Origin of the sequence: Microbacterium sp. SD291 (genome assembly GCF_017355365.1) — a bacterium.
In the GTDB taxonomy this organism is placed as follows: Bacteria; Actinomycetota; Actinomycetes; order Actinomycetales; family Microbacteriaceae; genus Microbacterium.
Map to the genome: position 1 here is coordinate 30,041 of NZ_JADIJR010000016.1, position 21,851 is coordinate 51,891.

The window sequence follows — 21,851 nt, forward strand, 5'->3', positions numbered from 1 at the left end:
CCCTATACTTTCGTCTAATAGTAGACGCCCCGGTTGGCCACTTTGGGAGTGGCCGATGGGGACCGGGAAGTCTGCGACAACGATTCTGGGGATCGAAAAATGGGGACTGGGGACCTGGGGTTCCCCGTGCCGCGTATTGTCCATCTGGACCATACGACGGTACGCGGGGGAGCTGAGATGGCGCTGGCGCGCCTGCTTTCCGTCGAGCCGGGCTGGCATGCCGACGTCATGCTGCCCGCCGATGACGGCGAGGACGCGTTCGTCGACCTGCCGTCGAGCGCGCGGCGCTGGGTGTGCGGCGTCCGGCAGAACGCCGGAGGCAGCAGCGCGTCGCCGCTGAGGATGATCGATGTCGGCATCCGCCTTCTGGTGCAGGCGGCGGTCACGCGCTGGCATCCGACCGTGCGCAACAGCGACCTGATCGTCGCCAACAGCACACGTGCGGCGGCGTACGCCGCACTCGCGCTGCGAGGCACGGACAAGCCGTTCGTCGTCCACCTGCGAGACCATGTGAGCGCCGACAGCCTCGGCACATTCGGGCATCGCCTGATGACGCAGCTGATCCTTCCTCGTGCCGACGGAGTGATCGCGAACTCGAACGGCACGCTCGAGACGGCCGCGCCGTACATCCGGCGCAATGCGGTCTCGGCCGTGATCCCGAGCCCGGCGGGCCTGGGCGAGGTCCACGACCCGAAGCGGTCGGGAGACGCGCTGCGTGTCGGGATGCTGGCGCGAATCGACCCGTGGAAGGGGCAGATGCTCCTTCTCGAAGCCTTCGCGCTCGCATTCCCGAAGGGCGCGGAGCAGCTCGACATCGCCGGCGGCTCGCCGTTCATGCACGATGACTTCCTCGCGCAGCTCAAGCGTCGCGCCGGCGAGCTGGGTGTCGCCGATCGGGTGAACTTCCTCGGTCATGTCGATGACATCGCCCCGCTGCTGGCCGGCTGGGACATCGCGGTGCAGTCGTCGCTGAGGCCTGAGCCGCTGGGGCAGAACGTGCTCCAGTATCTGGCATCCGGCACTGCGACGATCGTGGCGGACGAGGGCGGGCCCACGGAATGGGTGCAGCACGACGTGAACGGTTTGCGGGTGCGCCCGCGCGACGTGGATGCGCTCTCCTCCGCGATGCGCGCGCTGGCGGCGGATCCCGCGCGCCGGCGTCGTCTGGCGGCGAGGGCGGCGAGCACGCAGGGCCTGATGGACGACCGCGAGATCGCGGAGAATCACGCCAGGGCCTACGGTGATGTGCTTCGTCGCGCGGGCGTGAAGGTGCGCATCCGGTCGTCCAGGTCGCGGCACATCGTGGCGGCGGCCTGACCGCCTGCGGCTGGACGGTCCCGCGAGTGCTTCGTGCCATAGGCTGGCGGGCGTGGTCGAGACGATGATCCAGCAGGTGCCGGCGCGAGTGCGCCTCGCCATGCTCCGGGCCGCGACCCAGGTCTTCGGCGAACGCGCCGGTGTGCGGATGCTGCACATCAAGGGTGACGCTGTGGACACGTCGCTTCGCGCGATGAAGACCACGGGCAGCGACGTCGACGTGCTCGTGGACCCGCGCCGGATCGGCGCCCTGCACACGGCGCTGCTGCAGGCGGGCTGGAGCGTGTACAGCACCTTTCACTCGGGCTCGCCGTTCGGTCACGCGCAGACGTACTTCCATGGCGACTGGGGGCACCTGGATGTGCATCGTCGGTTCCCCGGCATCCAGATCCCGGATGCCGACGCGTTCGAGCTCCTGTGGGAGTCCCGCATCCCCGGGGAGGTCGCCGGGATCGAGTACCGGGCCCCGAGCGTCGATGCGCAGGCCGTGCTGCTCATGCTCAACTCCGCGCGAGACTCTCGCCACGGCCGGCAGACCGCGGAGCGGCTGTGGGGTGCGGTCGGTGCCGAGCAGAAGATCCGATGCCTGGCGCTGGTCGCCGAGCTCGACGCGGTCGTCGCGTTCGCCGCGGCGACCGGGCGGCTCGAGGCGTACGCGCATCGGCGCGAGTACCGGCTGTGGAAGGCCGTGTCGCAGGGCGGCTCGCGGATCGCCGAATGGTGGGGCCGGATCCGCGCCCAGCGGACGCTGCGCGACGCCGTCAGGGTCGGTGCGAGATCCGTGCTGGTGAACCGTGAGCGCCTCGAGCACAGACTCGGGCATTCTCCGTCCGCGCGCGACGTGCTCGCCGAGTTCTCGGCGCGGTCCGTTCAGGGCCTTCGCGAGGCCTGGCTCATCGTCTTCCGGAGGCGCCGATGAGTCCGGCGTATCTCCCGGCCGAAGCGGTCGGCGTCATCCAGGACGGCGACAGCGTCTACGTCGCGAATCTCCCGCGCGGCCCGATCGTGGTCCTCGAGGGGACGGCGGCGCTCGTCTGGAAGGCCGCGTGCTCGGGCCCCGCCGACACGCTCGCAGAGCGCGTCGCGGCGGCCGTCGGTGAAGACGTCGCGGCGATCGAGACGGGCATGGCGGAATTCATTGCCGACCTCGTCGAGCGCGGGCTGCTGGCCGCCGCCTGACGGGCCCTCGCCCGCTGCACGGCCGCTAGCATTGGCCCATGCCCACCGCTCTCGCCGTGATGCCGGCGCTCATCGTCGGGGTCGTGCTGATCTTCTCCGGCGTGCTCAAAGCCGGTGCGCCGGCCGACATGCACGAGCTGGAGACCCTCGGCGTTCCTGCGCCGTTGCGCCGCCGCTGGCTGGTCGTCCTGCACCCTTGGGCGGAGATCGCCCTGGGGCTCGCCCTGATCGCGCTGGGCGGGGTGCTGGGAGTGCTCGCAGGCCTCGCCGCGACCGTGCTGATGGCGGGTTATCTGTGGCTGGTGTCACGTGCGCTGCGCACGGCGCCGGATGCCTCCTGCTCCTGCTTCGGCTCCAGCCGTCCGGTGACGCGCGCTACGGTCGTCCGCAACGCCTGGCTGACCGCTCTGAGTGCCGCTGCCGCTGCCGTGTCGTGGGCGAACCCGCTGCTCGGCGGGCCGGTGGCAGCGCTCGGGTGGGAGGGCGCGCTGTGGGTGCTCGGAGCGGCTGCAGCCGCACTCACCGCGGCGCTGATCGTGCGCCCGGACGGTGCGGAACCGGCGGCGTCCGAGAGCACGGCACTGTCGGCGCCGCAAGACGCCGACGAATCGGAGTACTTCCGCACCCGCACGCCCGCCGTGGCGGTGACGCTCGCCGACGGGACCACGACCAATCTCCGGCTGCTGGCGAGCCGCCGACCGACGCTCCTGCTGGCGGTCAGCGAGACGTGCGGCTCGTGCCAGTCGGTGATCGACGGCGCCGTGCAATGGCGCGAGCGTCTCCCGGAGGTCGACGTCCGTCTCATGGTGACCCTTCCGCCCGAGAGCAGCACCCTCGCCGATACGACGGCGCCGCAGACGCTGCACGATCCCCAGGGGCTCGTCGCCGAGTCGCTGGGGCCGTGGCGGACGCCGAGCGCCGTGCTGCTCGGCGTCGACGGGATGCTCGCCGGGGGCCCGGTGTCGGGGCCAGGAGCTGTGGAGGAGTTCGTCGCGGAGATCGAGGAGAGCCTTCGCGAGCTCCGCCCCGCGGGCGGTTGAGGGCATTCGCGGGCCGCTGACATTGCTCTTGGGCCGCTCAGCCTGTCGAAGCGTCCCGTGGCGGCGGGCCCTTCGACAGGCTCAGGGACCCAGGTCCGCGGGCCCTTCGACAGGCTCAGGGACCGAGGTCGGCGGGCCCTTCGACAGGCTCAGGGACCGAGGTCGGCGGCTCAGGAGCCGAGGGGTCGCTGATGCCATCACTGGGTCGCTGAGCTTGTCGAAGCGTCCCCTGGCGGCGGGCCCTTCGACAGGCTCAGGGACCGAGGGCGGCGGGCCCTTCGACAGGCTCAGGGACCGAGGTCGGGGGGCTCAGGAGCCGAGGGGTCGGCTGATGCCATCACTGGGTCGCTGAGCTTGTCGAAGCGTCCCCTGGCGGCGGGCCCTTCGACAGGCTCAGGGACCCAGTGCGGGGGGCCCTTCGACAGGCTCAGGGACCCAGTGCGGGGGGCTCAGGAGCCGAGGGGTCGCTGACGCCATCACTGGGTCGCTGAGCTTGTCGAAGCGTCCCCTGGCGGGACCTGGACAACTCAGGCAACTCATCCCCGCGCTCTTCGATCAGAGCGAGCTTCTTCTTCCGGCTCCAACCCTGGATCTGCTTCTCGCGGAAGAAGGCGACATCCACGGTGTCGAATCGCTCGGCGTACGCCAGATGCACCGGACGTCGCTTCCAGGTGAACTTCGCCGCGAAATCCGGGTCGTTGTTGTGCTGCCACACGCGCGACTCGAGCTCGCCGTTCGTGCTCCCGGTGTAGAAGCTGCCGTCGGCGCAGCGGAGGATGTAGGTCCAGGCCATGGTGTACAGCATCCCGTGCTCGCGCCGGTTCTGGGGCGGCTGTGGAGAACTTCTGTCTGGGTCCTTCGACAGGCTCAGGGACCCAGGGCCCTTCGACAGGCTCAGGGGCCCAGGGGCCCTTCGACAGGCTCAGGGACCCAGGGGCGGTCAGGAGCCGGCGGGGAGCCACTCGCGGATGCGGCGGTCGAAGACCTCGACGTCGAACTCCCAGGCGCGGGCCGCGACGGCGGATCGATCGAGGGTGCTGACCCGGTCGATCGCGGTGCGAAGCTCGTCGCCCTCGAAATCGTCGATGAGTGCCCCGCTCACGCCGTCCAGCACCGTTTCCGTGACCCCTCCGATGGTGCGCCCGATCACAGGCGTCCCGGTCGCCATCGCCTCGACCGGCATGATCCCGAAGTCCTCCACTGCGGGGAACAGGTAGGCGATGCTCCGCCGGTACAGCTGCACGAGCAGGGCGTGGGACGGCGTGTCGACGACGGTGAGCCGGACTCCGAGCTCCTCCGCGAGACGCTTCAGGTTCTCCCGCTCGGGCCCGCTGCCGGCGAGCACCACCGGCAGCCCGGTGGTGCGCCCCGCCCTGATGACGAGGTCGAGGCGCTTGTATGGCACGAAACGAGAAGCCCCGAACATGTACTCCGAGGGCAGCCGCTGCATCGCGGCGGCGTCGCCTGCGTCCACGGGCGGCTCGGTGGAGAAGGCCCGGACTTCGACGGGCGGGTGGATCACGCCGGCATCCACGCCCCAATGCCGGCGGATGCGGTCGCGAACCGCGACGCTGTTGCCGACGATCGAGCCGACCGCCTGCGCGCGCGTGCGGTCGATCCGCTGGAGCGCCGGCGACGCCGCACGGACTGCGAGTCCGCGACCCCGCATGTCCAATTCGCGGCTCCAGATCCACCTCGCCGGCGTGTGCACGTACGAGAACGTGGGTGCGTCCCGTGCCGGTCCGCGGAAGCGGGCGTGGTGGGCGAACATGTGTCCGATCGACAGCACCCAGTCGGCGTCGCTGCGGCCGAGGAGACGCCAGGTCGGCAGCTGCAGGGGCACGGACAGCGCCTTGTGGCGGCGGAGCGGCGTGCGCCCCAGCCAGGTCTCGCTGACCCTGGACGGATCGAAGCGCTCGGGGGCGTCGTTCCACAGCGCCACCACCGGAGCATCCGGATACAGTGCCATGAATCGGTCCAGCACGTTCTCCGCGCCGCCGAACCTCTCCGCCCACTCGTGGGCGATGACCCCCGCCATGTCGCCTACTCGCAGCCGGGCGCGTCGATGGCGACGTTGGTCGTGCGGACGAGTGGCGTGTGCCGCACCTCGAGCGGGCCGTACTCGCCCGCAGCGCCTGTGAACGTCGCCGCGATCGTGTGCGTCTGGCCGGGAGCGTTCACGACGTTGATCTTCACGGCCGGCCTGCCCAGGTGGGGGAGGGCGGTGACCCCGACGCCGGCGCCGTCGACGGTCGCTGACGCGAAGGTCGAGCCGACCGGGCCGTACAGGACGAGGTCAGTGGAGATGTCGCCCTTGGCGAAGAACCGCCCGGGCGCGATGTACGTCGCGAGCCCTGCCACCTGATCCGGGGCAAGGGTGTTCGTGAGCGTCGCGGACGTCGTGAATGAGGGGGCGTCGGGTGCCTGGCATTGCGTCGTCGTCGCGGCGATGTCGAGTTGCAGGTAGTAGTCGAGCTTGCCTTCGGTGATGTCGTTCACGTAGGCGCCCAGCATCGTCGTCGTGGCGTTGTCGGCCGGGAGGCGTCCGGACAGCCGGGAGTCCCCGACGAGCGCGGCTTCGGGCTCGCTCGTGGGCACGTACATCAGGCGTCCTTCGTCCGCAGCCTGCGAGAGCGCCTTCAGCAGTGCCATCGGCTCACCCGAGCCGCTGGTCACCGCACCGAACACCGACTGGGCGGCGAGGGCGAAGAACGCGTCCTGCTCGACCGTGTCCGGAATCATCGAGTACACCTGGTTGAGCAGGATCGCTGCCGCGTTGTCTCCGTTGAGCTCGACGGCCCTGTCCAGCACCTGGATGGAATGCCCCTCGACCTCGACGGTCTGCGGCGAGACGGTCACCGGCCCGGTGGCCTTGAGGAGGTAGCCGAGTGCGACCGGATCGAACGACATCACCGCGTCGACAGGCGTTCCCACGGACTCCGCCCAGAAGGCGCGGATGATCTGCGCCGTCTCCGTGAAGTCCGGAGTCAGGGTGACGTCCATCATCCAGCGGCCGATCTTGTCGCCGTAGAGCGCCTCGGTTTCGGGGGCGATCGGGATGATCGGAGTCTCCCGGCGGTTCTTGAAGTCGCCGCTCGACGCCTGCTGGGAGATCGTGATGCGCCCCTGGTCGGCGGTGACGAGTACCAGTGCCGCCGGGTTGCCGCCGGTGCCGCGCGACTCCGCGACGTTCTGGAACAGCATCAGGTAGTTGCGCGGCCCGTCGGCCCCGAGCGCCGTCGGCAGGATGCCGATGATGTCGCGGGCGGGTCCGAGCGCGGGCTGCAGGGAGACCACCGCGTCGTCGAGTTTCGCGATGCCGTCCTCCACCTGGGGGATCAGCGCGTCGCGGTCGATCGTGCCGAGCTCGGCGGCGGCGTCGTCGAGCGCGTCGGCCGCCTGCGTGACCGCGCCGCTCATCGCGGTGATCGCGTTCAGGTCGATCGCCCCGCCCGCCGGACGCAGCGACGCCAGGTTCAGCGAGGTGGCCGGAGTGAGGGCATCGGTCACGAGATCGTCGGTCACGGCGGATGCGACGCGCACGGCGTGCAGGTTGGGGCCCACGACGGGCACCCACTCCAGGTTCTTCCACATCTCGTCGTCGGTCTGCTCCCGGGCCTCGCCGGTGAGCACCGACAGCTTCGCGATCGTGGCCTTGGCCTCCTCGACGTTGCCGGAGGCGATCTGATCCTTGACGGTGTTCGCGAGCGGGATCGCCTCTTGGAGCGCATCTCGCGCGGCGAACGCACGGTCGGCGATCCTCGGAACGATGACGAGGGCGGCGACGACCAGGCCGATGAGCACCAGCAGGATCGAGATCGGGATCCAGAAGCGGAAGCTCCGCAGCAACGGCCTGCGCTCGCGTCGTGGTGGCGTGGCGTCGTCGTCGGCCTCGAAGAGGTCGCGGAGTTCTGCTCGTGTGTTCACAGTGTCATGTTACGGCCGGGGGCGGTGAGAGGCCGCAGGTCAGCGCCGGCCCATTCCCTGGTAGGTCCACCCGGCACTCCGCCAGTCGTCGCGAGGCAGCGCGTTGCGCGCGTCGATGATCTTCGGCGACCGCACCAGTGCCTTCGTCGCCTCCGGGTCGAGGGAACGGTACTCGTCCCACTCGGTGACGAGGATCACCAGATCGGCGGAGGCAAGTGCGACCTCGGCGTCATCCGTGTAGGAGAGCTGCGGATGCCGTGCCCTGGCGTTCTCCACGCCCTTCGGGTCGGCGGCGACGACCTCGGCGCCGAGGCCCTTGAGCTGCACGGCGACGTCGAGTGCGGGGGAGTCGCGCACGTCGTCGCTGTGCGGCTTGAAGGTGACGCCGAGCACTGCGATGCGCTTCTGGTAGACGGATCCGCCGAGCATGTCGGTGGCGAGCTGCGTGACCCGTTGCCGCTGACGGAGGTTGATCTTGTCGACCTCCTTGAGGAAGGCGACGGACTCGCCCGCACCGAGCTCCTCCGCACGAGCGGTGAGCGCGCGGACATCCTTGGGCAGGCAGCCTCCGCCGAACCCCACGCCGGCGTTCAGGAAGCGGCGGCCGATGCGCTCGTCGCAGCCGAGCGCATCCGCGAGCGCGGTGATGTCAGCGCCGGTGACGTCGGCGATCTCGCTCATCGCGTTGATGAAGCTGATCTTCGTCGCGAGGAAGGCATTCGCGGCAGTCTTGACCAGCTCCGAGGTCGCATAGTCGGTGAGGAAGCGGGGGACGCCGGACGACAGCGCAGACGCGTACACGTCATCGAGCATGGTCACCGCGGTGCGGGAGACGGCCGCGTCATGATCGAGACCGTAGACGATGCGATCGGGTGAGCGGGTGTCGGCGATCGCGTGCCCCTCCCTGAGGAACTCGGGGTTCCAGATCAGGTCGGCGTGCACGCCCGCCGCGATGATCCTGTCCTTCATCCGCCGGGCGGTGCCGACGGGCACGGTCGACTTCCCGACGACGAGTGCGCCCGGACGCAGACGCGGGATGAGCCCTTCGATCGCCTGTTCGAGGTGACTGAGGTCGGCCGCGGTGCCGCCTTCGGTCTGCGGCGTGCCGACGGCGATGAAATGCACATCGGATTCCGCGACGTCGTCGGGGTCGGTGCTGAAGCGCAGCCGGCCGCTCGCGAGCGCGGACTTGAGCAGCTCGGCGAGGCCGGGCTCGTAGAACGGCACTTCGCCCCGGCGGAGCCTCTCGATGCGTGCGACGTCGACGTCCAACCCGACCACGTCGTGGCCGAGGTCGGCCATCACGCCCGCGTGCACCGCACCCAGGTACCCGCATCCGATCACGGAAACCCGCATATGCCCCCCGCTCGTGTGCGCCGACGCGACCGCGGCGTCACTCGCGACTGTACCCCGTGCGCGTGAACGGCTGCCATCCGAGCGGTGGACGGCTGGTTCAGTAGGCGCCGTCGGCGATCATGACGGCACGGACGGTTCTCCACAGGATGATGGCGTCGCCTGTGAACGACCAGTTCTCGACGTAGTTGAGGTCGAGACGGACGCTGTCCTCCCACGAGAGGTTCGAGCGGCCGCTCACCTGCCAGAGGCCCGTGAGCCCTGGCTTCACGAGGAAGCGACGCTGCCCCCAGTCGCCGTACTGGCTGACCTCCTTGGCCAGAGGCGGGCGAGGCCCCACCAGTGACATCTCGCCCCGCAGGACGTTGAACAGCTGAGGGAGCTCGTCGAGGCTGAAGCGTCGGAGAGTCCGCCCGATCCGCGTGACCCGGGGGTCGTCCTTCATCTTGAACAGCACGCCGTTGCCGTCGGACTGATCGATGAGGGAAGGCAGCCGGTCTTCGGCATCCGGGACCATCGAGCGGAACTTGAGCATGCGGAACGGCTTGCCGTTCAGCCCGACGCGGTACTGGACGAACATGGCCGGGGCGCCGTCGCGGCGCACGGCCGCGCTGAGGACGAGCAGCAGCGGGCTGAGCAGGAGGATGGCGAAGGCGGCGCCGAGGACGTCGAAGGCGCGCTTGCTCGCGTAGCGCCATCCGCTGAAAGTCGGGTAGTCGACGTGGATGAGCGAGAGGCCGGCCACCGGCCTCGCGTGGATGCGGGGGCCGGCGATGTCCGTGAGCGACGGGGCGACGATGAGGTCGATGCGACGGGATTCGAGCTCCCAGCCGAGTTCGCGCAGACGCCCGGGGCCGATCGTGTCGGAACCGCTGATCACGACCATGTCCGCGCCGCACGCGTCGACCGTGCGGAGCAGATCGGAGAATTCGCCGAGCACAGGAACCCCCGGCATCAGCTCCGACGCGCCCCCGTGCTCCGTGACGGCCCCGACGACGGCGATGCCGTGGTGCTGCTCGCCGAGGATCTCCCTCGCCACGTGCTCTGACTTCTCCCGCTCGCCGACCAGCAGTGCGCGCTGCGTGTACAGGCCGCGCCTGCGCTGCGCGCGCAGCCAACGCCGCCAGACCAGACGCCCGAGGACGAGCAGTCCCACCCCGATCGGCAGTGCGATCAGGAGGTAGCCGCGGGCGAGCTGCAGCTGGAAGACGAAGGCGATGATCGCGAGGAAGCCGAACGCGCGAAGGCTCCCGTCCACGACCCGCTTGTACTCGGTCGCGCCGGAGCCGACCACGTGGTGCTCGCGGGTCGCGCTGACGCTCAGCGAAACCATCCAGGTGAGGGCGATCGCGATCGACACCATCGTGTACGTGATGTTGAGGTCGGCGAGCGCCTGCGGCGTCAGCTCGAGCTGCTCGGGCTGGAGCCCGAATCGGAGCAGCTGCGCGCCGAACAGTGTGAACGTGATGATCGCGGCGTCGGTCACGATCAGGCGCATCGCGTACGCGCGTCGCCAGCGTTCGACGGCCGTCGACGTGCTGAGCGCACGGGTGGCGACCGAACTCTGCGCCGGCGACAGCGGGATGGTGCCGACCGGCGCGGTCCGCACGACAGCGGAACGGGCGCGACGGAGCCCCGCCGGCTTGATGACCCCAGAACTTTGCAGCGGATACTCGAGCAACGTGTCCCCTCCCCATGGGTACGTCGAATCGTCACCGGTGACGATCCTCAGTGCGTCGCCGGTGTTCAGCTGCCTGTCGCACGTTCCCCCCCACAGGGACCCCAGCTGCAACAGACGCTTGAATTATATCCGTATCGAGAGGATGCGCCAGGGCCAATCCGCGAATCGCGGCCGCGCGTCAGCGAATGGATGCCGAGCGTTCAGAGTCCGGACCACCTCGGCACCGGCCAGAGGATCACGACGGCCCGGCCGACGACGTCCTCCCGACGCATCCAGCGGTAGCATCCTGCGTCGTCCGCTCCCGGCACCCGGCATTCCATGGCGCCGTCTGCGGACACCGAGCGGTGGTCGCCGAGCATCAGGTAGGAGCCGGCGGGGACCACGGCCTCCGGCAGGCACCGGGACGACCGCGGGGTCGTCGCGCAGTCCAGTTCGCCGGCCTCGAAGGCGAGGTCCTCGAACACGTAGGGTTCATCGATCGGCTCGCCGTCGACGATGAGCCGCCCGTCGGCGGTGCAGCACGATACGGTCTGGCCGGGTCCCGCGATCACCCTCTTGATGAGCGTGTGCGGCCCGGACGGGCCGAACCCGGTGACCTCGCCCACCCAGCGCAGCATCGACTTCAGGGGGCCCTCGTCCAGGTCGCTGACGCCCCACGAGTCGCCTGCCTCGAAGACGACGATGTCACCCGGGGAGGGGCCGTCGGCGAGGTAGGCGAGCCGGTTCACCAGCACACGGTCGCCGACCATGAGTGTCTCCTGCATCGATCCGGAGGGGACGTAGTACGGCTTCGCGACGAACGACAGCACGAGTGCGCTCACGAGGAAGGCGGCGAAGAGATGGAACCAGGCGCTGGAGGTGATCCGCCGCCACATCGGCGGGCTCTCCGGCGTCTCCATGCCGCCCATCCTCGCCCGCCCGTGATCCGAAAGCGAGCGGCTCTCAGGCAAGGGCCGACCGCACGATGCGCTCGACCTCTGCCAGCGCGGGGATCATCTGCGCGGCCGAGTCGCGGTACACCTGCTCGGATTCGCGATACGGGTCGATCACGTCGTCCTCGTCGGCGGAGGGATTCGGCATGATGCTGCGGCGCTCGGAGATCGCGAGGACGGCGGCGCCGAGCCGGGTGCGGGCGCCGGGGCCGGCGGCGTGGGCGATCTCCCTGACCTCCTGCGATGACAGTCCCTCGCTGAGGCGGGCGAATTCGCGAACGGTGAAGATCTGGTGCAGGCGCCGCGGCACCAGCTGCACGGATTCGCGGCGGTGCTCCCTGGTCATGGTGAGGATCAGGTCGGAGTCGCTCATCAGCGGATCCTGCAGGTAGCGGGCGGCGTGGCCGTCGACGTCGGCGGACTGGGCTCCGAACTCGAGCGCGAGGTGCTGCGCCTCCGGCGTCATCGCATGCCCGACGAGCGCATGGGTGCCCGCGCTGTGCACGCGCACGAGCTCGCCGAGGTGCGCTCGCAGCAGAGTCTCCGCGAGCGGGGAGCGGCAGATGTTGCCGGTGCACACGGTGAGGATCGTCGGGATCCCGCCGCCGCGCTGCGGATTGTCCCGCCGCGTGAGCGCCACGTGGAATGCGTCCGTCTTCTGCTGATCGGCGGCCACGCGACGGCGCCACTCACGTCGGGTGGAGCGGTGCGGAGGCGGAGCGGAGCCGGGGTCGTGCATGCGTCCAGCCTATGTACAACGAAGGACGACGGCGCCAGTGCGCCCGCAGGTCGTCAGGATTTCGCGGGTTCCGGGGCGAGGGGCGTGCGCATGATCACGGATGCGGGTGCCTGGCCGGCATGCGTGCTCCCGTACGTGTACGCGCCATAGCCGTAGCTGTCAGGCCCCTTGGTGGGGAGCATGGTCACGACCGCCCCCAGCATCGCCACGCCCGCGGTCTCCAGTGCGCGCACCGCGCCGGTCAGCTCCTGCTTCCTCGTCTTGCCGGAGGCGACCGCCAGGAGCACACCGCTGGCCTTGCGCCCGATCACCGCGGCATCGGTCACGAGCAGCAGCGGCGGGGCATCGATGATGATCACATCGAAGTACTCACCGAGCGTCTTGAGCAGACGACTCATGGCCGCCGATCCGAGCAGCTCGCTCGGGTTCGGCGGCACCGTGCCGCTGGGCAGCACGTACAGCGAGTTCGCACCCCACTTCTGCAGGACGTCGGCGACGTCGACGCGACCGATCAGGACGTCCGTCAGCCCGACTCCGCCCTCGATCGCCATGTAGTCGGCGACGCGCGGCAGCCGCAGGTCCCCATCGACCAGGGCGATGCGGGCACCCGTCTCGGAGAGCGCGATCGCGAGGTTCGCGGCGGTCGTGGATTTGCCCTCCCCGGGACCGGCGCTCGAGATCACGAACGTGCGAGTGTCTCCGTCGACGTCGAGGAACTGGAGGTTCGTGCGCAGCGTCCGGAACGACTCCGAGCGCGGGCTGCGCGGGTCTGCGTGCACGATGAGCGGACGTTTCACGGCATCCGGGTCGAAGGCGATCCCGCCGAGCAGGGGGCGGTCGGTGAGGTGCTCGACGTCGTGCAGCGTGTGGATGCGGGTGTCGAGCACGGTGCGCAGCAGGGCGAAGCCGATCCCGGCGGCGAGGCCCAGCATCGCCCCCAGTGCGATGAAGAGCGGGATGTTCGGGCTCGACGGGCGCGCCGGCACGGTGGCCGGGTTGGTCACGGTGACCTGGACGGGGCTGGCCGCGTCATCGGCGCCCGGCTTCTCGAGTGTGTTCTGCACGGCGTCGGCGAAGCTCACCGCAGTCCTGTTGGCGATCGCCGCAGCGAGCTCCGGGTCACCGTCGGTGACGGTGAGGTCGATCGTGACCGTGTTGAGCGGTGTCGTCGCCGAGATCCGCTGGGCGAGCGCAGACACCGAGGTGTCGAGGTCCAGGTCTTCGATGACCGGGTCGAGGACGAGAGCGGTCGGGATGACGTCGACGTAGCTGGTGACCATCTGACGGGCGAACGTCGTGCCCTGGACGAGATCGCCCGTGGCGGCGCCCTCGGTCCGCACCGAGACGTAGAGCTGCGTCGAGGTGACGTACTTCGGGGGCGTGAGCAGCGCGTAGGCGGCGCTCACACCGATTCCGAGAAGGAGGAGAGCGAGCAGGAAGATCCAGTTCCGGTGCAGGATGCGCACGTAATCGCGAAGTTCCACGCGGTGTTCACTCCAGTAGGCGTCGTCGAGCGTCAGACCTGCCATTGTGTCACAGCTCCGCACATCGGGATATCAGTATTCCGGTAGCATCATGAGGGGGGACACAAGGCGAAAGGGGGATGCCGTCGCATGCCCGAATGGTCACTGATCACAGTCTCGTACAACAGCGCGAATGATCTGCTCCGGTTCTGGAAGGACTTCGCGCACCACGACGGCGTGGAATGGATCGTCGTCGACAACTGCTCCGGTGACGACTCCGTCGAAGTCGCGCGTCGACTCGGCGCGCGCGTGATCCCGCTCGTCGAGAACCTCGGTTTCGGTGCCGCCAACAACGTGGGCTTCCGCGCCTCCCGAGGTGAGTACGTCGCATTCGTCAACCCGGACGTCACGGCGGATGCCGTCGACCTCGGGTCGCTCAGGGAGCACCTGGCGAAGCATCCGCTCGACCTGGTCTCGCCGCAGCTCGTGAACGGCGACGGCACCGATCAGCCGAACGGGCGCGGCCTGCCGTACCTCGCCTACAAGATCGCGAACCGGCTGAAGCCGGAGAAGCTGGTCGGCACGTATCTGCGGATCGCCGACGGGCCCGACGTCGTCGAGTGCGACTGGGTGATGGGCGCCGTGGTCGCCGGCGCACGTGAGCGCCTTGCGGTGCTCGGACCGTGGGACACCCGGTTCTTCGTCTACTACGAGGACTCCGATCTCGGTCTGCGCAATCACCGCGCCGGCGGCCGCTCGGTCGTTCTCGGGTCGGTGCGATGGCTGCACGGCTGGGCTCGCGAGACGACGACGGCCTCGGCGTCGGCCTGGCGTCGGGAGATCCCGTCGATGGTCAAGTTCTACCTCCGCTACCCCCGGCTCCTCGCCATCCCGCGCAGCCTCTTCGGCCGACCGGCAGGAATCTGATGCGGATCGTCTTCGACGCGCTCGGCTCGACCGAGCTCTCCGGCGGCATGCGCCTGCACAGCACCGAGGTCATCCGCGGCTGGCTGAAGTCCTGGCCCGACGACGAGGTGATCGTGATCGGGCCCGAATGGGCGAAGACCGAGTTCGGCGACCGCGCGGACGTGCGGGTCTGGCCCAACGAGGATCCGATCCGCCGCTCCTTCGGACAGCTGGTGTACTCGGCGGTGGTCGCCTCCAGGGAGCGGGCGGATGCTCTCGTGTCGCTGAGCCCGATCGTGTCGCCCCTGCGTCGCAGGCTGACCGCGTGTTTCCAGCACGATTGGCGGCACAAGCTCAATCCGCATGAGTTCCCGATCCACCAGCGCGCCTATCGGTGGCTGTGGGAGGTGTCCGCGAAACGGGCGGACTTCAACGCGTGCATCTCCGGCAAGGCGCAGAGTGAGACGACACGGTTCGTGCCGTCGGCGCACACGGTGGTGATCGAGAACGGGCGAGACCATGCCCGCGACTGGCCGGCATTCGAACGCCCGAACGGCACGCCGAACGTGGTCACATTCGGGCATCACAACAACAAGAGACCGGACCTGGTGATCGGCGCCCTCGCCACGCTCCGCCGGAGGGGGGCGGACGCGCCGACCGCGACGGTCCTGGGCGCTCGCGGCGAGTACGCGGAGACCCTTCGTGCGCTGGCGACGGAACTCGGTGTCGCAGACCTCGTCGCGTTCCCGGGATTCGTCGACGACACCACGTACCAGCAGATCGTCTCGACGGCGTCGATCGTCGTGATGCCGTCGTCCGACGAGGGGTTCGGACTTCCTGTCGCGGAGGCGCTGTACCTCGGCATCCCCGCGATCGTCACCAGCGACAGCGGCATGCCAGAGATCTTCGGAGACGATGTGGTGTCCGTGGCGCCGACAGGCGATGCGCTCGCCGAGGCGATCGCCGGGGTGCTCGACGGAGCGCTGGGCGCTGCGGATGTGACCGGGAGCGAGCTGATGACCTGGGCGGACACGGCGTCCCAACTGCGCAGCAACCTGCGCCTCGCAGGGCTCACCGCGTGACTGCGGACGGATGCAGGGGACACGACGCGCCGTGAGACGAATGCTCCGGCTCGGCGCCCCCAGTTCGGCAGCCGTGCTGCTGCGATTGACGCAGTTCGTCGTGCTCGCGTGCCTCGGCCACCTCAGTTCCGGCCCGACCCAGGCGGCGCTGATCTCATCGTTCGGCGTTGTCAGCGCGTTCGGCGTTCTCGCGGATTCGGGTGCGGCGAATTATCTGCTCGGCTCCTCGCCCGAGCATCTGTCCCGGCAGCGACTGATCCCTGTCGTGCGTCTGCACGGCATGATCGCGCTGGCCGGCGCGACCGCCGCCGTGATCTACTGCGCGGCGGTGTTCGCCGAACCTCTCGGCGACGGCGTGCTGATCGTCGTCGTGCTCGCGGCGGCTCAGGCACTGGACAGCCTGATCCGCGCGGTGCGGGCTCCTCTGCTGGTCCACGGGCTCGATCATGAGTTCGCCGGCTCCGACTTCCTGCTCGCCGGCGCCAAGGTCGTGGTGGCGATCATCTCGCTCGCCGTGGGCAGCCTCATACCGCTCTGCGCACTGCCGGTCGCGTCGCTGGTGATCGGAACGATCTTCTGGCGGCGGATCTGGCGGATGCTGCCGGTCGGCGAGCGAGAGCGCGGGACCGCCCGCCGGGTGCTGAGCTTCGGGATCGCCGGCGCTTCCAGCGCTCTGTACTCGCAGTCCCCGCTGCTCATCGGCGGAGTGCTGCTCCCCGTCGAGGCCGTGGCCGCATTGAGCCTGGCGTCACGCATCGTGCAGCCGACGGAGATCGTGCCTGCGACGCTCGCACAGCAGGCGATCCCGCGGCTGCGCGCAGGAGTGATCGGCGTGGTGCCGCTGGCCCTCGGCCTGGGGGGACTCGGACTGCTCGCGGGCGGCGCGCTGTGGCTGCTCCGGCCGCTGGTCGAGGTTCTTCTCGGCGTCGCGTTCGAGCCGGTTATGGTCCTGGCTGTCATCCTGCTCGCGCTTCCGCTGAAATTCGCCGACTACGCGCTCACGAGCGGCCTCTATTCCCGGGGGATGGTGCGGGCGAAGCTCATCGTCTCGCTCATGGTGGGGGCGATCGTCATCGCGGCGACTGTCGCGGCGGCATCCACCGGTGGCGTGGTGGCCGTGGCCTCCGTGTGGATCCTCGCCGAGGCCCTGCTCCTGCTGGGACTCGGTGGCGCGCTGATGCTCACACGCAAGCAGAAGGAGGACCTGTGCGGATCCTGATCGTCTCAGCGGACCGGACCGTGGCCGGCGGTGTGCCGGCGAACCTCGGCGACGCATTCCTCACGGACGCTCTCGCCGATGCGCTGATGACTGCGGGCAACAGGGTCGAAGTCGTCGATTTCGGCGAGTCCCGGTTCAGCAGCGGCCTGCCGCGCACTCGCGCCGACGGCATCCGCGGTCTCGCTTCCGCGATCGCCAGAAACCAGGCGGTCGTGATCGGCGGCGGGACGCTGATTCAGGATGATCGTCCTGATCGGCTGATCGGCGGGCTGGCGCGGCTGTGCGCGGTCACCGCGCTGCTGGCCCGGGGGATGGGCAAGCCGGTGCGCTTCTTCGGCGTGGGCTGTGATTCGATCGAGCGGCGTTCGCCACGGCTGCTGTACAGGATCGCGACCCGCGGAAACAGGGTGTGGGTGCGGGAGGACGACTCTCGCGACCGCTTCGTCCGCATGTTCGCGTCGACGCCCGGGGTCAGCTCGGACGTGGCGCTGTTGAAGCACGTGGACGAGACGCCACGGCTCGATACCGATCGGATCGTGCTGGCGATGAACCGCTCGGAGGGCGCGCAGGTCTCACCGGCACTGCTGGACGTGCTGGCCCAGCATGGCACTGCGTCGTTCCTGTCGATGGATCAGCAGGAGGACGCGGCGGACTACCTGTCGGTGCCCGCCGAGGCGCTAGCCCGTCTTTCCCACGAGCGCGAGGCGCTGGGGTGGGAGGCGGCATGGCATCGCATCGGCGGGAGCAAGGCGCTGTTGGGATCGCGGATGCACGCGCTGTACATGGCGGCGATGCTCGGCGTCCCCATGGTGGCGATCGGATCCAGGGAGAAGGTGGTCTCCTTCGCCGGCGAATTCGGGGTGCCCCTGATCGCCTCCCTCGCCGACTACGCGCCGGGGTCGGAGCGACCCGCAGACCCGTCGGCCGTCGCCGCTGCCGTCGGACGGGCGGGGGAGGCCCTCACGGAACTCGTGGCGTCCCTCTCACGTCGATAGGGTCGCGGCTGCGCCGCACTCATCGCACCGCGCTGCCTCTTCGGGACGGTGCGCCAGCGGAAGACGAGGACGAGCAGGATCAGCTGCAGCACGGTGAGGTAGCTGAAGCGGAAGAAAGCAGGGAACACGTCGGCCACCGCCGTGTACAGCACGAGCCAGTAGGCGGTGACCTCCAGGCTCGCGCTGGGCAGAAGGCGCTTCGCGAGGCCGGCCAGGAACCCCTGGATCAGTCCGGTGGTGAATGAGACGAAGACGACACCCGGCCAACCGAAGCTCACCAGCCCCCAGATCGGCGGCGGCAGCCGCAGACCGCCAGAGGCGATCGTCGCGATGTCCTGGGTGGGATTCACGATGCGCAGCGACCAGACCGACGGGTTCCACGGGTTGTTGCCCGGGAACAGCCCGCCGATCCAGGTGGCCCCGTACGTGTACTGCGGCGCGCGCAGCCACGCATTGAGGAAGGCGATCTGATCCTTGATGTCGGGCGCGCCCGCGGCCACCTGTGCGAGGAGGTCGTTGCCGCCGGCGGCGACGATGCCGTACCCCTCGACGCCGAAGAGCGTGAGGAAGTAATAGAGAGCACCGCCCACGAAGTAGGTGCCGACGAGAATCGCGAAGTACAGCACCCATGGCTTCCGGCGCACGGCCACGTAGACGCCGATCAGGAGGAGTACGCCGCTGGCCGCCGGATCACGGATGAGTCCGAGAAGCAGCGCCGTCACCGCGCTGACTGCGATGACGGCAGCCCGGCCCTTCCTGAGAGAGACGGCGTAGAGGAACAGCAGAGGGAGCAGGACGGAGAGGACGCTGGTCGCGCCCCGGTACAGCGGGGCGACGGGTGCGTACGCTGCCGCATATTGACCCCGGAAGAATTTAGCGACGAGCGGGTCAGCGGTGAACGCGGGAATGAAGCCCATCAGCCCGAACGCGAGGAACACGCCCGCCACGCCCAGCGCGCCGAGCAGCATGACCCGCCGGCGCACCGTCGCCTGGATGACGGGGCTCTCGAAGTCGGTGCGCTCCTTGAGCCGGTCGGTGTCGAGCAGCTTCGAGAGCATCGCTCCGACGAGCACTCCGAGCACCGCGAACAGCAGGCCGGCCGCCATGACCTGGTAATAGAGATCGAGAGCCTGGCTGCTGAGATCGTCGAGCTGGTGGAGGAACACGATGGGAATGACGTAAGCGATCATGGAGAACGCCAGCGCCACGTGGGCGACGATGTTCCAGCGGTTCATCCACACGATGTAGGTGATCGAATTGAAGACGACGAGGCTGATCAGCAGGACCAACGGGCGGAGATCCGCAGCGTCGCGACGCGCCCCCGGCATCACATGATCGGTGAGAACGAGGACGGCGAGGATGAGCGCGGTCGTGCCGACCGCGGCGGCCACGACGAACGCGCGTGTCTTGGCCTTCGTCATGTGAGCGCGACTCGCCATCGGCGCTGGAGCGGGGCCAGCCCGAAATGAGTTGCCGCCGCGAGCGCGATCGCAGCCGGGTAGACCCACCACCAGATCGCGCTCCGCTCCGCCGAGAACATCAGGGCTGCACCGAGGAGCAGCGGAACATGCCAGAGATACAGCTCGTACGAGATCCGGCCGAGGAACACGAATGGAGCGGTCTCGAGCACCCGCTGGATCCAGGAGCGCCGCCGACCCAGCATGGCGAATATCACCAGTGCCGTTCCGGTCGCCGCCAGGGGAGCGTAGAGGGCGTCGAACGCGCCGCGTCCGGTGACGAGCCAGGCGGCGGCGAGAAGCGCGACGCTGAGCACAGCGTTGACGGCTGCATTGCCTCGCAGATTCGACTCAGCGACGATCAGTGCGACTCCGCATCCGATCGCGATTCCGCCCATGCGCAGAAGTGAGAGCTCGCTTCCGGAAGTCGACGCGGCGATCACCCTGAGCGCGTAGAGTGCGATCCCGCCGGTGAACATGATCACGGACATGGTCCGCCAGCCGAACCGCATCTTGATCATGAGGATCAGGGCGAGAGGCCAGAGCAGGTAGAAGTACTCCTCGGCGGCGAGCGTCCACAGGTGTCCGTAGAACGCGGATTCGCCGAGAATCGCGTCCGCAAGGGGGCTCAGATAGAGCGCCGCCGCCGCTGTGTCGAGGAGGAACCTGCCCATGTCGTCGAGCAGGAGCAGCGCCAGAACTGTCGAGGCGGCGAGCACGACGAGCAGCGCAGGTACGAGACGGATCGCGCGGCGGGCGTAGAAGCGTGGGAGATCGATGCGACCGCGTCCGTCGAGTTCGTACCAGAGGAGCGTCGTGATGAGGAAGCCCGAGAGCACGAAGAAGATGTCGACGCCGAACCCGCCAGGCAGCTGATACGGCGCTGCCGCGTGGTTGATCAGGACCAGCGCGACCCCGACAGCCCGAAGTCCGTCGAGCGCCGGCAGGTAAGGCAGGCGTCGTGCGCCGACGCGGGGCCGCGGCCCCGCGTCCGTTTGAGCCGCACGCGCGCCGCGGAGCGCGCGGGCTCCGATCGCTGCTCCCATCAGTGCGCCGTCTCTCCGGGCGTCACGACCGCGCGCATGGTCCGCAGCAGGATCGTGACGTCGGAGGCGAGCGACCAGTTCTCGACGTAGTACAGGTCGAGGCGCACGGCCTGCTCCCAGTCGAGCGCGCTGCGGCCGCTGACCTGCCAGAGCCCGGTGATGCCGGGGCGTGCCAGAAGGCGCCGGCGGGCAGAACCCGAGTAGAGCGCCACCTCGGCCTCGATCTGCGGGCGGGGGCCGACGAGGCTCATCGAACCGCCGAGCACGTTGAACAACTGAGGCAGCTCGTCGAGCGAATACTTGCGCAGGAAGCGGCCGAGCGGTGTGATGCGCGGGTCGTCCTTCACCTTGAACAGAGGCGTCTCGGTCGTCCCCTGCGCATCGAGCAGTGCGCGCAGCTGCGCATCGGCGCCGACCTGCATCGAGCGGAATTTGAGCATCTGGAACGGGCTGCCGTTCTGGCCGATCCGCACGTGGCGGAAGAGCAGCGGGCCGGGTGTCGTCAGCTTGATGCTCAGGGCGACGAGCAGCAGCACCGGGCTCAGCATCAGGATCAGCGCCGACGACGAGAGCACGTCGAACGTCCGCTTGAGGAATCGCTGCCCTGCCGTGAACTTGGGGGTCTCCACGTGGATGAGGGGGAGCCCCGCGTGCGGGCGGATGTGGATGCGCGGGCCGGCGATGTCGACGATGCTGGGTGCCAGCACGAGGTGCTCGCGCCCGGGGATCAGCGCCCAGGAGATCTCCTTGACGCGGTCTGCGGGCAGCTCGTCCGTGCTGGTGATGGCGACGGTGTCGGCGCCGACCGCACGCAGCACCGATTCGACGGCGTCCACGTCGCCCAGGATCGGGATGCCGGTGCCCGTGATCCTGTCGGCATCCGAGTCGCGGGGAACGCACGCGCCGACGACCACATAGCCCGCGTGCGGGCTGAGCATGAACTCGCGAGCGATCTGGCCGACCGATGCGCGTGAGCCGACGAGCAGGACGCGGGCGGAGAACAGCCCCGACCGGCGTTGTGCGTTCAGCCATTGGCGCCATCCCCATCGCGCGAGGACCAGCAGCAGGATGCCGAGCGGGAGGCTGATGAGCAGGTAGCCGCGGGCGACGTCGACGTGCAGCAGGAAGGCGACGATGGCGATGAGGCCGAACAGGACCAGGCTGCCGTTCGCGATCCGGGCGTACTCGGTGCTGCTCGAGCCGATGATGCGGAAGTCGCGCGAGTCGACGAGCCGGAGCATGAACATCCACACCGTGATCAGCACCGCCGAGAACGCCCAGTACGGGATCTCGCCGATCTGGGACTCGTACCGCGTGGACAGCTCCACCTGCCGGACGCCGAACCACGCGAGCTGCGTGCCGAAGACGACCGTCACGAGCACGGCGAGGTCGCTCCACCACAGACGGAGGGCATAGCGCCGGCGCCACGACAGCGCAGTGGAACCGGGAAGTTCCGATGGTTCGGAAGCGGGCGCCCTGTTCGGGAAGTCGATGACGGCCGGGGGGAGATCCATG

19 protein-coding genes are annotated in these 21,851 nt (G+C 69.2%); 8 read left to right on the top strand and 11 right to left on the bottom strand.

Going from position 1 to position 21,851, the window contains the following annotated elements; genetic code table 11:
• The first annotated feature begins 177 nt into the window (after positions 1 to 177).
• Genes IPV10_RS10485 through IPV10_RS10500 form a run of 4 tightly spaced genes read left to right on the top strand, consistent with a single transcriptional unit; the run spans position 178 to position 3,536 of the window.
• A complete protein-coding gene (locus IPV10_RS10485) occupies positions 178 to 1,317 on the top strand; it encodes a glycosyltransferase family 4 protein (RefSeq protein WP_207483520.1) in 1,140 nt (379 codons plus the stop codon).
• A gap of 52 nt (positions 1,318 to 1,369) precedes the next feature.
• Positions 1,370 to 2,236, top strand: coding sequence for a nucleotidyltransferase family protein (locus tag IPV10_RS10490; RefSeq protein ID WP_207483522.1), 867 nt, complete (start codon positions 1,370 to 1,372; stop codon positions 2,234 to 2,236).
• Positions 2,233 to 2,496, top strand: coding sequence for a PqqD family protein (locus IPV10_RS10495; protein WP_207483523.1), 264 nt, complete (start codon positions 2,233 to 2,235; stop codon positions 2,494 to 2,496). Before IPV10_RS10490 ends, IPV10_RS10495 begins: the two co-directional genes overlap by 4 nt.
• Before the next feature lie 38 nt (positions 2,497 to 2,534).
• The gene (locus IPV10_RS10500; protein WP_207483524.1) at positions 2,535 to 3,536 is read left to right on the top strand and encodes a DoxX family protein; all 1,002 of its coding nucleotides are present in this window, start codon (positions 2,535 to 2,537) and stop codon (positions 3,534 to 3,536) included.
• A 427-nt stretch (positions 3,537 to 3,963) separates the two neighbouring features.
• Here IPV10_RS10500 and IPV10_RS10505 read toward each other — a convergent pair whose 3' ends face one another.
• The 8 genes from IPV10_RS10505 to IPV10_RS10540 form a co-directional block, all read right to left on the bottom strand.
• A complete protein-coding gene (locus tag IPV10_RS10505; RefSeq protein ID WP_242684857.1) occupies positions 3,964 to 4,341 on the bottom strand; it encodes a GIY-YIG nuclease family protein in 378 nt (125 codons plus the stop codon).
• A 135-nt stretch (positions 4,342 to 4,476) separates the two neighbouring features.
• Positions 4,477 to 5,574 (bottom strand): glycosyltransferase, encoded by a 1,098-nt coding sequence (locus tag IPV10_RS10510; RefSeq protein ID WP_207483526.1) that lies wholly within the window; start codon positions 5,572 to 5,574, stop codon positions 4,477 to 4,479.
• Positions 5,575 to 5,579: 5 nt separating this feature from the next.
• Positions 5,580 to 7,463 carry a DUF4012 domain-containing protein gene (locus IPV10_RS17025; protein WP_207483527.1) on the bottom strand — a complete coding sequence of 628 codons (1,884 nt, stop codon included), beginning with the start codon at positions 7,461 to 7,463 and terminating at the stop codon, positions 5,580 to 5,582.
• Between the two features lie 39 nt (positions 7,464 to 7,502).
• Complete coding sequence (locus IPV10_RS10520) at positions 7,503 to 8,819, bottom strand: UDP-glucose/GDP-mannose dehydrogenase family protein (RefSeq protein ID WP_207483529.1); 1,317 nt, start codon at positions 8,817 to 8,819, stop codon at positions 7,503 to 7,505.
• Between the two features lie 97 nt (positions 8,820 to 8,916).
• Entirely contained in the window at positions 8,917 to 10,497 is a 1,581-nt protein-coding gene (locus tag IPV10_RS10525; RefSeq protein ID WP_242684858.1) for a sugar transferase, read from the bottom strand.
• Positions 10,498 to 10,697: 200 nt separating this feature from the next.
• On the bottom strand, positions 10,698 to 11,396 hold the full coding sequence (gene lepB, locus IPV10_RS10530) for a signal peptidase I (RefSeq protein WP_207483530.1): 699 nt from the start codon (positions 11,394 to 11,396) through the stop codon (positions 10,698 to 10,700).
• 43 nt (positions 11,397 to 11,439) lie between these two features.
• Complete coding sequence (locus IPV10_RS10535) at positions 11,440 to 12,168, bottom strand: low molecular weight phosphatase family protein (RefSeq protein ID WP_242684859.1); 729 nt, start codon at positions 12,166 to 12,168, stop codon at positions 11,440 to 11,442.
• A 53-nt stretch (positions 12,169 to 12,221) separates the two neighbouring features.
• Positions 12,222 to 13,697 (bottom strand): polysaccharide biosynthesis tyrosine autokinase, encoded by a 1,476-nt coding sequence (locus IPV10_RS10540; RefSeq protein WP_242684860.1) that lies wholly within the window; start codon positions 13,695 to 13,697, stop codon positions 12,222 to 12,224.
• Between the two features lie 84 nt (positions 13,698 to 13,781).
• Between IPV10_RS10540 and IPV10_RS10545 the strand changes: the two genes are divergently transcribed.
• The 4 genes from IPV10_RS10545 to IPV10_RS10560 are packed head-to-tail and all read left to right on the top strand — an operon-like array spanning position 13,782 to position 17,833.
• Positions 13,782 to 14,558, top strand: coding sequence for a glycosyltransferase (locus IPV10_RS10545; protein WP_207483532.1), 777 nt, complete (start codon positions 13,782 to 13,784; stop codon positions 14,556 to 14,558).
• On the top strand, positions 14,558 to 15,619 hold the full coding sequence (locus IPV10_RS10550; protein ID WP_207483533.1) for a glycosyltransferase: 1,062 nt from the start codon (positions 14,558 to 14,560) through the stop codon (positions 15,617 to 15,619). Before IPV10_RS10545 ends, IPV10_RS10550 begins: the two co-directional genes overlap by 1 nt.
• Positions 15,620 to 15,650: 31 nt before the next feature.
• Positions 15,651 to 16,838: a hypothetical protein gene (locus IPV10_RS10555; protein WP_207483535.1), complete on the top strand. Its 1,188-nt coding sequence runs from the start codon at positions 15,651 to 15,653 to the stop codon at positions 16,836 to 16,838.
• Entirely contained in the window at positions 16,826 to 17,833 is a 1,008-nt protein-coding gene (locus IPV10_RS10560) for a polysaccharide pyruvyl transferase family protein (protein WP_207483536.1), read from the top strand. The genes IPV10_RS10555 and IPV10_RS10560 overlap by 13 nt, the downstream gene beginning before the upstream one ends.
• On the opposite strand, the gene IPV10_RS10565 is transcribed toward IPV10_RS10560, so the two are convergent.
• Genes IPV10_RS10565 through IPV10_RS10575 form a run of 3 tightly spaced genes read right to left on the bottom strand, consistent with a single transcriptional unit; the run spans position 17,725 to position 21,850 of the window.
• A complete protein-coding gene (locus IPV10_RS10565; protein WP_207483538.1) occupies positions 17,725 to 19,254 on the bottom strand; it encodes a hypothetical protein in 1,530 nt (509 codons plus the stop codon). The genes IPV10_RS10560 and IPV10_RS10565 overlap by 109 nt on opposite strands.
• Positions 19,251 to 20,336, bottom strand: a complete 1,086-nt coding sequence (locus IPV10_RS10570; protein WP_207483540.1) for an acyltransferase — start codon at positions 20,334 to 20,336, stop codon at positions 19,251 to 19,253. The genes IPV10_RS10565 and IPV10_RS10570 overlap by 4 nt, the downstream gene beginning before the upstream one ends.
• Entirely contained in the window at positions 20,336 to 21,850 is a 1,515-nt protein-coding gene (locus tag IPV10_RS10575) for a sugar transferase (RefSeq protein WP_207483542.1), read from the bottom strand. The genes IPV10_RS10570 and IPV10_RS10575 overlap by 1 nt, the downstream gene beginning before the upstream one ends.
• Between the last annotated feature and the right edge of the window lies 1 nt (position 21,851).